The organism is Brevibacillus sp. BC25, assembly GCF_000282075.1.
Classification (GTDB): Bacteria; Bacillota; Bacilli; order Brevibacillales; family Brevibacillaceae; genus Brevibacillus.
The window spans coordinates 1-13918 of sequence record NZ_AKIX01000008.1; the positions used below are offsets into that span (position 1 = coordinate 1).

At 52.5% G+C, this 13918-nt stretch carries 4 protein-coding genes; all 4 read right to left on the bottom strand.

What is annotated here, in order from left to right; translation table 11 throughout:
- Window positions 1-54: 54 nt before the first annotated feature.
- Window positions 55-9123 (bottom strand): non-ribosomal peptide synthetase, encoded by a 9069-nt coding sequence (locus PMI05_RS01525; RefSeq protein WP_007716334.1) that lies wholly within the window; start codon window positions 9121-9123, stop codon window positions 55-57.
- Window positions 9124-9152: 29 nt separating this feature from the next.
- Window positions 9153-12113 (bottom strand): salicylate synthase, encoded by a 2961-nt coding sequence (locus tag PMI05_RS01530; RefSeq protein ID WP_007716337.1) that lies wholly within the window; start codon window positions 12111-12113, stop codon window positions 9153-9155.
- Window positions 12114-12426: 313 nt separating this feature from the next.
- A complete protein-coding gene (locus PMI05_RS01535; RefSeq protein WP_007716341.1) occupies window positions 12427-13170 on the bottom strand; it encodes a 4'-phosphopantetheinyl transferase superfamily protein in 744 nt (247 codons plus the stop codon).
- Between the two features lie 4 nt (window positions 13171-13174).
- The coding region (locus tag PMI05_RS01540) for a thioesterase II family protein (protein WP_007716344.1) at window positions 13175-13918 on the bottom strand (744 nt) is incomplete at its 5' end.

Genomic DNA, 13918 nt, shown 5'->3' on the forward strand with positions numbered 1-13918 from the left:
CCCCCCCTGCCACTGAGTCGCAGCCCACCTCTCTCATCTGCGGTTTTTCTTTATTTAAATGGTCCCCTCGTCAAAATCCGCTGCGAGATCTTCCACTGCCTGTGTGCTCGTCTTGATCAGCTCGGCAAGGGTGCAGATCGTGGAAGCTTCAAACAAGCTTTGCAGAGACAAATCAATTTGGTATCTCTCTCTTAAAAGATTGAGGCATTGGATCGCGCGCAATGAGTCTCCACCCCGCGCAAAAAAGCTGTCGTGGATTCCGATTTCCGCTACACCAAGCACCTCTTCCCAGACGCTTGCGAGCTTGACCTCGAGCTCGCTGGAAGGCGCTACATGCGTCTTTTTCGGCATGCTTGCCTTTCTTTTGCCAAGCTTTGTGATTGCCTTCCGATCTACTTTTCCATTGGCGGATAGTGGCAGTTCATCCAGCAGCACATACTCGCTTGGCACCATGTAGTCAGGCAAGCTATTCCGCAAGGCTTCGGACAATTTTTCCGGCTGGAACAAACGAACCGCCTCCGGTGCTTGCGCCACAATCAGATGGCGCTCGAACGCCTCTGCGACCTGAGTTTTATCCGGAATAGCAAGGACATTAGCGAAGCCTTGTTTTTCCAAGCCCGCTCGCCATTGCTCTGCCGTAAGCAGAGGAAGATGATTGGCTTTGCGTTCATCCTCCAGATGGCTAAACCCATCCTCGAAGAAGCCGACAGTGGTCAGCAACAGACGACTGTTGCGCGTCGACTCGACCAGGAACAGAAGCCCCCCAGGTGCGAGTAGCCCTTTCAAGTACGCCAGCGTTTTCCCTATATCACGAGAGCGATGCAGTGTATTGTCCGCAACAATGACGTCAAACGAATGCGGATCATAGCCTTGCGCAAGCGGTGCTATGTTCATGTCAAGATGACCGTATTCAAGCGGAGCCTGCTCTCCCCACTCCTTCTTTGCCCTGTCGGTAAAAAAGGAGGATTCGTCGACGTATAAATAACGACTTCGTTCTGCAGGCAAGGTGGACACCAGCGTTTGCGTTAAGCTTCCGGCTCTCGTGCCAAGCTCTAACACCCGCAATGTTTTGTCAGACGGATGGTGGTTTACGATACTGCCGAACACCGCCCCGGCAAGACTGCTGTAAAACTCCCGTGTCAGGTCAAAGCGGCTCAATCCAGCAGGTGTTAAGAAGGCATCGTCTGCTAAAAAGAGCTCCAACGGATCGAGCTCACCCGTTAACAGACCAATAAACAACGGATAGTCTCGGCGGAAAACGGCTTCGAGTTCACGAGCTGCCTCCGTACGGAGCGAGGAAGCGGACAGAACAACATCCGGCACACCTTCACGCAATGAACGTAGACTCACGTACGTACCCGCAGCTTGTTTTTCCAGCAAGCCTTCTTCTACCAGCACCTCCAGCCAATGCGCAAGCAAAGCCTGATAACGGGGGTGAATCTGAAAACGATGCATGAGCTCCGCAATTGAAGTGCCTTCTCCTACTTGCGAGAACATCCCCATATGCTCCAGCGTGCGGCACATGTAGGCGGTGCTTACGCGGTCAGCCTCCATCAGGAATTGCGTGACGTCTTTCACATCGACACTCGCAGGAATGGTATCGGCCTGCGCGTGACCCATGCTGTTGATCGCCTGCCATCGAGCAGCACTTGCAGCGGGATCGGCCAGCTCTGTTTCGAATAACGCGGAATCCTTTTCGCGATCCAGCACCACATACCCGACCAAGCGCTTTTCATCCGCACCGTCATCTGGCACGGCCACGACAACGTCTTTGAGCCCGTCATGGCGTTTCAATGCCGTCTCGATCTCGCCCAGCTCAATCCGATGCCCTCTGATTTTCACTTGGAAATCTTCCCGACCGAGAAACTCCAACGTGCCATCTGGCAAGTAACGGCCCAAATCCCCCGTGCGGTACAATCTTTCTCCTGTCTGTGGATGCGTGATGAATTTTTCATTCGTCTTGTTTTCATCTCTCCAGTAGCCTTTGGCAAGCCCAATGCCACTGATAAACAGCTGTCCTGGCACCCAAGCGGGGCAATCTCCCATCGATTCGTTTAGCACATGGTAGCGCTGATTGACCATCGGACGACCGTACGGAATGCTTTTCCAGCTAGGATCAATGTCTTCGATTTTGAAAAGGTTTGACCAGATTGAAGCCTCTGTTGCGCCACCCAAACCGATCACCTGAACGTGAGGGAAAAACGACTTGATCTTGTCTGGCAAATCCAGTGGAATCCAATCACCGCTCAACAAGACGAGACGCAACGATTGCGGCAAGGGAAGGTTTCTCCCCATTGCGTATTCGATCAGCATCTGCATCAGCGCCGGAACTGTGTTCCACACCGTCACCTGCTCAGCTTCCAGCCATTCCAGCCAGTGTGCAGGATCTTTGGCTTTATCAGCATCCGGCATGACAATCGTTCCACCCGCGGCAAGCATGCCGAAAATGTCATAGACCGACAAATCGAAATTCAGATTGGACAAAGCGAGTACCCGATCTTGTGCCCCCACTGCAAATCGTTGATTGATATCTTCAATCGTGTTGACCGCGCCTCGATGGTCGATCATGACTCCTTTTGGCAGGCCCGTTGACCCGGATGTATAGATGACATAGGCCAAATCCTCCAGCTGCCCGGCAACTGGTGTCACTGCGTCAACCGTGCTTACCTCATCCCTTGCCATCATCTGGTCCACAATCAGCCGCTCCACATCCGCAGGCCAGCGCAATCGTTCATCCAGCCAAGACTGCGTCAGCACGAACTGTACTTGTCCATCATGCAAAAGCTGAGAGCGTCGTTCCTCTGGATGTAGCGGGTCAATCGGCAAATAAGCGGCCCCGCACTTCATAATCCCGAGCGTGGCTGGGACCTGCTCCCAGCCTTTTTCCATCACGACAGCGACCAACGTATTCGGTTGGACTCCTTGTGAACGCAGCCACTTCGCGATTTGGTCAGCAGCGTCGGCAAGCTCCCCATAGGTCAACGTCCGCTGAGTAGAGATCACGGCAGGCTGATCCGTTTGGCATGCAGCTTGTTTGTCAAATAGCCCAACGAGAGTTTCTGTGGATATAGGCGCACCCGTATCGTTTGCAGCGATTCTTGCATCCAGTCGAGGGACAGCAATCAGGTTCGGTGCCGACTCTTGCCATACCGCATCCTCTTCTGTCAGTCGATGCAGCAGTTCGCAATAGGCTGTAAACATGTCAGCAAGGAGTCCTTCTGGAAACAGTCCTTCTACGGCATCCCAGATCAACAGCAGTTCTCCGTCTTGCTCAACCACTTGATGGTCCATCCATACCTGCGGCGTCTGCGTGATGTTGTAAACGAGCTTGCCCAGCCATTTGCCATCGGAGTCAGACCCACTCCACTGCTCTACACCCAATGCGCTCGTAAAGACAATCGGCATGGCCACACCGTTGTGCTCTCCTGTTTGCTTCGCCAATTCACGCTGGACTTGAACTCCGCCCACATAAGGATGGTCCAAATCGCGCCATAGCTGCTGCTGTAAATTCCTGCCGCGTTCCAAAATCGTCTCGCCAGCGGACAACTCGACTGCCAGCAAGGTCAACGTAGTGAAGTCACCCACGATTTCGCCTACTTGCGCGTGCAAGGGCAATCGATTGAATTGCGTCAGGTTGATCGTAAAACGCGAACTCTTGCTCCATGTACCGAGGGTTTCGGCATACGCTGTCAGCAGTATCCCGGAAGGCGTCAGACCGACCTCTGCTGTCCGCTTTTTGAGCCGCTGCCATGCTTGGCGATTGATTCTGGCTTCCAAACGATGGAATCGCTGCACGGTAATCGTGTCAGGATTTTTCGCCAAAGGCAGCTGTGGTGCTGGCGGCAAATCTGGCAGGCGGGACATCCAATAGTCCAGATCGCGTTGGTACAGCTCTGTAGATTTGAGCGCTTCTTGCGCTAGGACATAATCGCGGAAGCTTAGATCCAGTGGTGCCAATGGTGCATCAGGCTCATGATACAGCCTCGTCCACTCGCTCAAGAGATGAAACATGCTCCATCCGTCAAAAATCAGGTTGTCAAAGCTGATATGCAAGCGAACCCGTTCGTCGCCAAAGCGGGAAGCGCGCACCTCAAACAACGGCCATACATCCGTAGACAATACCTGATGGGACATTTCCTCCCGAATCGCTTGCAGCTCGGACTCAGCTTCTTCAGCCGATTGGTTCCGCAAATCAGTGACCTCGATCCGGTAAGCAGGAACCTGCTCCAAAATCTGCTGACGCCAGCCATCCGGCAAAATCACGGCCCGCATCATTTCATGGTGGTCAATTAATCGTTGCCAAGCTCGATTGATTCGCTCCAGGTCCAAGTGCTGCCCTTCGATTTCGAAATAGCAATGCGTGGAGACATGCCCCAAGGCATAAACACCACTGCGCCCGACCCAGTAGGCTTGCTGGATATCCGTTAGCGGGAAAGGCTGATGCCTGTCTTGTGGAGCCAGTACCATTGCTGGCAAGCCTGACGCTGTTCCTTTTTCCTCCAGAAGCATCTGCACATGCTGGGCAAGTCCGGCAATCGTCGGCTTTTCAAAAATGCGCCCTAACGACAGCTCTACCGCAAGCTTGCTGCGAACCATTGCACTGAGTCTGGTTGCCAATAGCGAATCCCCGCCGAGCTCGAAGTAGTTGTCTGTGACACCTACCCGATCCACTTCAAATAGCTGGCACCAAATAGCCGCAAGTGCTGTTTCGATTGGTGTCGTTGGAGCTGTATACGCTTTTTCTGCTTTGGCCTTCATCAGGCTGTCAGGAGTCGGCAGTGCTTGCCGATCTACCTTGCCGTTTGCAGAAAGCGGCAGTTCGTTCAACAAAAGAAACGCAGTCGGAACCATGTAATCAGGCAGCTTTTGACTCAAGAAGCCAGATAGTTGTGCAGCGTTGAAGCGCTTGGCTTGAAGTGGCGCCTGCGCAACCAGTACATGCTGACCAAAATCGTTCTGTTCTGGGAAAGCTGCCACTTGTGCGAAGGATTGCTGCTGCAACGCTTGTTGCCATGCTTCCACCGATAACAAGGGGCGCTGTTCATTACGTCGCTCATCTTCGAAATGCGTAAAGCCATCTTCGAGAAATGCCGTGCTGATTTGTTGCAATCGGCTGTTGCGGGTCATCTCCAGCAAAACCAGCATGCCTCCCGGAGCCAAAAGGCTTTGTACATGAGAGAGGGCCATCCCGATGTTTTTCGCACGATGCAGGGAATCCGAGGCAATAACAACGTCGAACTGGTGTGCTTCAAAGCCTTGAGATAGTGGGCTTTGATTGATATCCAGCAGTTGATAGTACACAAACGGGTACTCCCGGAACCTCGTTTTAGCTGCATTCGTAAAGAAAGTTGAGGTGTCTGTGCATGTAAAATGTGTCGCATCTGCCGGGAGTACAGCCAGCAATGATTCCGTCAGTGCTAGGCTCCTCGCCCCGATTTCCAGCACACGTATCGGTCCCGATTCAGACCTTTCTCCAAGACGATGTACCAGCCTTTCGACCAGCGCCAGCGCTGCGCTGTCACGATGCTTTGCGCCAGGGAGTGTCTGCATCAGATCATTCGGAGTCAGACTTACTTCCTCCGAGAAGAAATGGGCCAACGGGTCAAACTCACCACGCAAAAGCGCAACACTCTCGTCATTGACTTTTTCCAAGTAACGCAAAAGAGCTTGTGCATGCGGTTCCCATGCGGGTGCGGGCGCCTGCGACTTTTCCAACCGTTCAGTCAGGCTCGCCTGCGTGATGCTGTAGACATCCGATTTGTCTTTATGGACAAAGCCCTCGTCCTCCAATGTTTGAAGCCACTGTCTGACCAGCCCGCGATAACGCTCTTGAATCCCGCAGCTCTGCATTAAATCATCGAGGGAATAGGTGGCGTGTTGCTCAAATCTCACTCCCGCCATCTCCAATGCGCGGTAAATGAATCGAACGGCAAGTTGCTCCATGTACGCCCAAAAAGAGGTGACATCTTCCGGTCTAATGCTTGCAAAATGCTCCGACAAGGTCTGCACATGCCCCGTATCGATGACATCTGCCCACAGTTCTTCGCTCTTTTTCGGATCAGCCTCTATACGATCAAACAGTGCTGATTCGCTTTCCCGTTCTGGCACCACATATCCAACCAGCTGCCTGTTCTCACGCGGATCACCTACTGCTGTCACTACCGCATCACGAATCCCCTGATGCTGCTTCATGGCCGATTCGATTTCACCCAGCTCGATGCGATGCCCCCTGATTTTCACCTGGAAGTCCTTGCGCCCGAGAAATTCAATGGTCCCATCCGGCCAATAACGCCCGAGATCACCAGTCCGATACCAGCACGAACCGTTCCAGTTGACGAAGCGTTCTGCGGTTAGTGTTGGATCACCCCGATAGCCTACTGCCACACCTGCTCCGCCGATCCACAATTCTCCCTCTACCCAGTCAGGGCAATCACGTCCATGCGCATCGACAACCCGATAAGCCTGATTCGCGAGCGGTCGACCGTACGGAATCGATGTCCAATGAGCGGGCAATGGCAGCGTAACATCAAAAAAGTTGGACCAGATCGACGCTTCTGTCGCTCCCCCCATCGCCACAAGCTGGCTGTTCGGTGCGAGCTGGTTCAATCTTTGCGGTAAATCGAGGCCGATCCAGTCTCCAGAAAGCATGGTCAAGCGAAGCGGCAAGCTCTCATAAGGTCCGCTCTCCGCAGCTATTAAAAGCATATCGAGCAGCACGGGCACGGAGTTCCACAGTGTCACATGATGCTGGTCCACCAGTCTCGCCCAATGAGCGGCATCCCGTCGCAACTCTTCGCCTATAAGTACAATCGAGCCGCCTACACTGAGCAATCCGAACAGGTCATAGACAGACAGGTCAAAATCAAGCGAGGAAACCGCCAAAATCCGATCCGTATGCCCGATTCCGTAGCGTCTGTTTATCTCTGCAATGGTGTTCCATGCCCCGGAATGACTGATTTCTACCCCTTTTGGTTCACCTGTGGAGCCAGAAGTAAAGATGATGTAGGCAAGACTGTCAAAAGAAATCGGCACGGGTTCAGCCAGCGGTGAGACATTTAACGCATCTGTAACCGACAGAACTACAGCGTTTTCCGGCCACTCCAGTGTTTGTACTTGCTCCGTATCCGTAAGCACATAGCGAATCCCCGCTTTTTGATGAATGCGCTCACGCCTTGTAGATGGCTGCCCAATTCCAACCGGGACGTAGCATGCTCCTCGTGCCTCGATACCAAGGACCGCAGCGACTTGATCGATTCCGCGCGGCAGGCTGACTGCCACAGGTTCTCCTGCTTCAACGCCTTGCTTTTGGAGATACGCTGCAATCTGCAACGCGTACGTCGCTAACTCGCCATACGAAAAAGTAATGGATGCATGACTATCGATTAATGCCAGCTCGTGTGGATTCTCTTTTGCATAGGTAAAAAAGGCACTGTGTAAGCATTGATTCAATTGCTGTTGTGAATCGTCTACAGATTGATTGTTCCTCTTCTGTTCCAAATCGGGGAGCAGCACGGATGCACCTTGCCAGTCATTGTCCTCCGTCACCAAGGAGTCCATCAGCTGGCAAAAAGCACCGAACATTTGGTCAAGCATCCCGTCAGGAAACAGCTCATCAACTGCATCCCACGCCAGCAGGAGCCCGCCGTCCATTTCATACGACTGGAAATCGAGCCATACTTGCGGCGTTTGCGAAATCATGTATGAGAGCTTGCCCAATGTGTCGCGGCATTCGTCATTGATTAGTGGCGTACCCAAATTGCACGCGAACACCACAGGGGCAAAATCCCGCTCTCCCTGACGGACACGAGCCATATCTCGCTGCAACTGAACTCCGGAATACGCCGCATGAGCTACATCCTGATGAAACTGCGATTGGACAGCTCTCACCCGCGCCAGAAAAGAGGTTGGCTCCCGCATATCAACCGCAAGCAGTAGCAGATTGGTAAAATCGGCAACGACGTCTTCGATGCCAGCGTCTCCGGTTTGGCGATCGAATAGCGGAATGTTGATGAGAAACTGCGAATGGGTGCTCCAACGATCCAGTACTTCTGCATAAGCCGTTAACAGTACCATCGCTGGTGTGACCCGCTGTGCTGCGGATCGCTTTTGCAAAAGCGCCCAATCGGCTGCGTTCATGAAATGCGTTCGTCGCGTAAAAACAGGCGACTTGATCATTTCTGGCTTTTCCTTCAGTGGCAACCCTGGCGCTCCCGGCAATGTGGAAAGGCGTTCCTGCCAATAGTGGGCTGCTTCCTGTCTATCCTGTGCCCGACGTTGTGCCTCTTGCCCGAGATAATGGGCAAAGCTCCAGTTAGTCGGAGCAAGAGGCTTGCTGCCTCGTGCATAAGCTGCCGCCAAATCGCGCAATACGATGTGCAGACTCTGTACGTCAGCGACCAGCAAATCCAGATCAAAATGGATGCGGGTGCGGCCTTCTGGTAACAAGCTCAGCTCCAAACCGGCTACTTCTCCCGCTTCCACCGCCAGACGACGATGGGACAACCGATCTCGTATACGGTCTAGCTCCCGTGCCAATTCGCCCTCAGAAAAAGACCGCAGATCATGGACCACTACACCAGTGGCCGTCGGGGCACTCATCACCTCTTGCTGTCCATCTGCCAAAAATCTAGCCCGAAGCATTGGATGGTGCATCAGCAGCTTGCCCCACGCTGTTTCCAATCGATCCGGCTCCACGCCCGCACCATCTATTTCCAAGTACGCATGGCACCCGACTCCTCCGAGAGGCTGATCATCCTGGCGTCCAATCCAGTAAGCGTATTGCACATCCGTGAGTGGAAAGGGCACATTCACCTGTACTTCCACATCTGCTTTCCTTTCGTCCACACGCGGAAGCGACGAGCTGCTTTTTTGTAGCAACGCCTGCCAATCACGCAAGGTAGGAGCACCGATCAGCTCAGCAAACGTAACCTTTGCGCCTTCCTTGCGCCATTTGTTGACCATCCTCATCATTTGCAAGGAATCCAGTCCCAGCTCGATCAGGTTTTGATCATCGGAAAACGCGACAGGTGCGGGCAGCAACGCCTGAATTTGCCTCTTCATCTCCTCATAGCTCAAGGAAGCGGCGGGACTTGCGGTCTGACTGTCATTGAGCATTTTTGACATCCTCGTTCCCTCCTCTCTCGTGCAAGCCCCTATTCTTTTCCAATTAGCTGCCTGGAGAAGCTGCTCAGCTTTTCACGCGTTTCTTCCAGTTCTCTGGACGGCAAAGACATTTCGACGACACCAGCTCCGGCGTGCAGCCAAGCTTGGCTGTCCTTTTGATAAATCGTTCGCAGCACGAGAGCGGCATCCATGGCACCGTCGCTGTCAAAAGTCATGACGCATCCGCTGTACAAACCTCGTGGCACCGTCTCTAATCTGCCAATCGCTTCAATCGATTCTTTTTTCGGGATTCCCGAAGCGGTAACAGCTGGGAACAATGCGCGGAAGGCATCCCATGAATTGCATTCTTGTTTCAGTTTCCCTTTCAAGCGAGAAGCGATATGCTGAACCGTTCCTCGGCTAGCTACTGACATAAAATCGTTCAAGACGATACTTGTTGAGTCGCAAACGATTTTCAGCTCTTCGAATGCCAGCTTGACGGAAACAGCGTGCTCGGCAATTTCCTTCGGGTCATTCAGCAGCTCTTCTTTGAGCCTGATCGCCTCGTCCTCACTGCTGCCTTTTGCCCGTGTTCCTGCGAGCGGGAAGGTACTGACCCATCCGTCGCTATCGACTTCTACTACCGTCTCCGGACTAAAACCAGCCGCACCGAGACCATCCAGGCTAACGAGGAAAGAGCGTGCCGGCGTATTCACTCGTCTGCCAGCAATATAGCTCGCAACCAGATCCAACTCGTGATCAAGCGGAATTTTTCGTGACAAGATGACCTTGTGATATTTGCGTTCCTGTATCTCGCGTACAGCTTCGGCAACATTTTGCATGTAGGCTTCAGCGTCGTATGTATCGGCTTGCGGGACGGACAGCTTTGGCTTGTCCACTCTTTGGGTCAGCTGTCGCTCGCTTTGTGTGTTCATAGACAGCTCGCGCAGCAGTTGGCTGAATTCGCTCCGCTTCTCTTCATGCAAGGCTCTCAATAGGACCGTGCCTTTGTTGAAGCGCAGCTCGACCTCAGGAATAAACAGCTTGAGCAAGCCATCCTCTTCTGGCATGAGCGGCAAGCCTTGATAATAACGCGCCATGCCAAAATTGACGGTTCCATAAGCGCGCCAGTTTTGAATCGGCACCTGTGCCATTGCTTTTTCGAGCGTCTCACTAAGCTCGTTGTTGTCGAAACGGAGAGTCTCGGTCCGATAAGTCAAAGTCGTCTGCTCCCCATCCACGTAGAGAAGCGCATGAATCCCCATTCCTAGCGACAGCTCATCTCCGTTTTCATAGAGCAGGTAGTTTTCATATCCGCTGTGCTCTGCAATCAGTGCCGCTGCCATATGCGCATCACCTGCAAAAGCAAACGTCTCTTCCAGATAGGTGATGTCCGCTGGCTTCGTCTCTGACTTTGGCGCTAACGCCAGTTCTTTTAGCTTGGCTTTATTGACTTTTCCAACGCTGGTCAGCGGCCAAAAATCGATGAGTTCGATTTGATCCGGCATTTTGTAGCGTGCCACCCCTTTTTCCTGGAAGAAGGCATGGACGTCCGCCAGGCTGATCTTTTCGTCGTCGGTGATCAAAAATGCGCAGCTTTTCTCGCCCAACACTGGATCGGGAAGTGTGATCAGCGCCGCGTCTTTAATTGCTGGGTGCATGCGCAGGTACGTTTCTACTTCAGCCGGCATGATTTTTTCGCCCGCTCGGTTGATTTGCTCTTTGATCCGTCCACCGATTTGAATATTTCCTTCTGGCGTGATTCTAGCCTTGTCGCCAGAGCGATAAAAGCCATCAGGCGTAAAGCTCTCGCGGTTTTGTTCCGCCGCTCTGTAGTAGCCGCGAATTGTATACGGTCCCCGCACAATCAATTCTCCGTATTCACCTGGCGCGACATCGTTTCCATGCTCATCCACGATACGCACTTCATCCCCTTCGGAAATCGGACGGCCCTGGCAGCTGGTAATGATCGACTCTGGATCATCCAGTGATGTGCAGCAGATAAGCCCCTCGGCCATCCCAAATACTTGCTGGAGCTTGCATTTCCATTCTCGCGTGATGCGGCTGGCGAGATTATCATCCAGCATGGAGCCTCCAACCTGAAGAACCTCCAGACTCGACAGGTCGCTTTCTGTATCCCATTCCAGCACTTCCTGCCATACTTGTACGATCGAAGGCACGAGGCCGGTAATGGTCACGCGCTCTTTCTCAATCAGCGGAAAAGCTTCGTCGCAGCTGGTAGTTTTACATAGCACGATCTTACCGCCAACGGACAGTGTGCCTAAGATACCTGGGCAGCACAGAGGGAAATTATGGGCAATCGGCAAAACTGCGAGATAGACGCTTTTCTCTGTCAGTTGGCAACGGGCTGCGGTTGCTTTTGCATTGTAGACGTAATCTGCGTGGGTTCTAGGAATCAGCTTGGGTATTCCTGTCGTACCGCCAGACAACAGCAATAACGCAGTGTCTTTGTACGAAGGCGCTTCCAGCTCGATTGGCGGTCCGCTTATCTCTGCCAAGTTCTTCCCGATCGGGCTGTCCCCATCCGTCATGACGAATTTGACCGATGCATGTCTTTTGACTAAATCTTCTGCCATCTTCGTATAATCAAAACCGAGAAACGTCGTTGGAATGATGTAGGCAACTGGCCTCGAGAGTGCAAAAATCCCGTCCAATTCAGCCTCTCTGTGGGCAGGCAATACGAGAATCGGCACAGCGCCGATGCGAAACAGGGCAAAGCAAGTCAGTACGAAAGAAATTCGATTTGGAAGCTGGACGGCTACATTGTCGCCTTTTTGAATTCCCATGTGATAAAAACCGGAAGCAAGCGCATCCACCTTGCTGTCGAGCTCGCGATAAGTGAGCCTTTCCTCGTCCTCCACCAGCGCTTCTTTGTTCTGGTACTGTTCCGCCCATTTGCGCAATTGCTGCCCAAGTGTCAGCGGCTCCCAAAAACCACACTGTTCATAAGATATTGCAGCTTGCTCATACCACTCCGTACTTACTTTCATTCCGTCCTCCTCCTGTGTAACCGCGGGTCACTCTTTGCGCCCGAAGCCGGATCATGCAGAGACTGCCTTGCCGTTGTACGCATCATGTTGGTTTGTCTAACAACAAGATATTGATAGTGATTCTCATTGTCAATATCATCTGCAAGCTGTTTTTTCTACATTTGGGAAAAATAGGGTAGATTATCTTCCGTTTTCTCACGATTTCTTCGTTTCTCACTGTAAGATTTCCATATTCTTACACGCTTATATAACGTCATTAAACCCGATAAAGTTTATCAGTATAATGGAATATTCTCGTTTCACGTGCTCCAATTTACGGTCTTCCTGTCCCGATTGCAACTGCTCCCGCATAGCCTCTGGCGGGCGTAAACCCGTAAACTTTCCACTCCCCGCTCCTGACTCCATCTCCGTTTACCGTGAAGCTGCCATCTTGTTTTTCCATGAAAAAAGAATCGAGAGGACGGCTCAGGCCCTCCCCTGTCGCTTTGACAAAAGCCTCCTTGCGTGTCCAGCAATCAAAAAAAGCCTGCTGCCGCTCATCAGAAGGTAAACGCAAGATTCCCTCACGCTCCACAGGGTGAAAGTAGCTCATGATCTGTTCTATTTCCGGGATGTGACGCAAATGCTCCACGTCAACGCCGAGAAGGCGATCGCGTGAAAAAGCGACCGCCACAAGCTCATGCGAATGCGACAGATTGAAAAAAAGTCCGTCGGAATCACTGTTTGGTCCACATAAAAACGGTTTCCCGTTCGAATTGCACTCCCATTGAACCTCGCGAGGAGAAATCCCTTGGTACCGTCCAACCATTCTTCTCAGCAGTCCATGTGCGACAACATAGCGTTCCCTGTCTGCGTGGAAATGAAATCGTGCCCGTTTATCAAGTTCTTCGGCAGACAGCACGCCTTCCAGCTCCTGCATACTGTGTTCCCATGCTTGCACAAACGTCAGCCACATATGTACTTCCCCTTTAGCCAGTAGCAAAGAGGACGATTCCTCCAGAGCTGATTTTGACATCTCAGACAAGTGGGTTATTCGCACCTGCTGCATATGCTGCATCCCGTTAGCGCTCCCCTTTTCCTGCTACCGCACTCCGGTACTGTCCGATCATTTTGGTTACCGATTGCAAGAGCACATCTTTGTTTGTCGTCAGGAAAAAATGTCCCCCGTTTACCATTTCCAACGTAAATCCGGCACTTGTATGGCTAGCCCAAGCCTCCATTTCTTCCTGCGTGGCTTCCTGATCCTCTGTCCCGCAATACGTAGCAATCGGGCAATCAAGCGGGGGTTCCTCGGCATACACATAGGTTTCGTCGAGGGTAAAGTCCGCACGCAACAGCGGCATGAACAACTCCATGAGCTCCTTGCTTTGCAGGATCGCCTCTGGTGTCCCTGAAAAGCGTCGCAGCGCTGCGACAAATTCATCATCAGGCAAATGGTAAATAGGCTTCGGCTCCGGGAAGTGTGGAGCTCGTCCTCCTGAAACGATGAGGCCAAGCGGAAGACGCCCCCATTTACTCCGTACAGTACGTGCCAGCTCAAAGGCAATTCGCGTTCCCATACTGTGACCGAAAAAAATAAACGGGCGATCCAAATACGGATGAATCACCTGGGCCAGTTCTTCCACCAGCGCTCCCATATCTGAGTAAGCTCGCTCGGCAATTCTGTTTTCCCTCCCTGGCAGTTGAACTGGGTAAACTCCAACATCACTGGGAAAAGCCTGTGCCCATCCCCTGTAAATCGAGGCCCCTCCCCCTGCGTAAGGAAAACAAAACAGGCGAACGCTGTCTTTTGCTTGCGGCTGGGG

Excerpts from the sequence above, each read along its gene's own strand:
- PMI05_RS01530 (WP_007716337.1), bottom strand. The coding sequence starts at position 12,113 with ATGAAAGTAAGTACGGAGTGGTATGAGCAAGCTGCAATATCTTATGAA.
- PMI05_RS01535 (WP_007716341.1), bottom strand. The coding sequence starts at position 13,170 with ATGCAGCATATGCAGCAGGTGCGAATAACCCACTTGTCTGAGATGTCA.
- PMI05_RS01525 (WP_007716334.1), bottom strand. The coding sequence starts at position 9,123 with ATGTCAAAAATGCTCAATGACAGTCAGACCGCAAGTCCCGCCGCTTCC.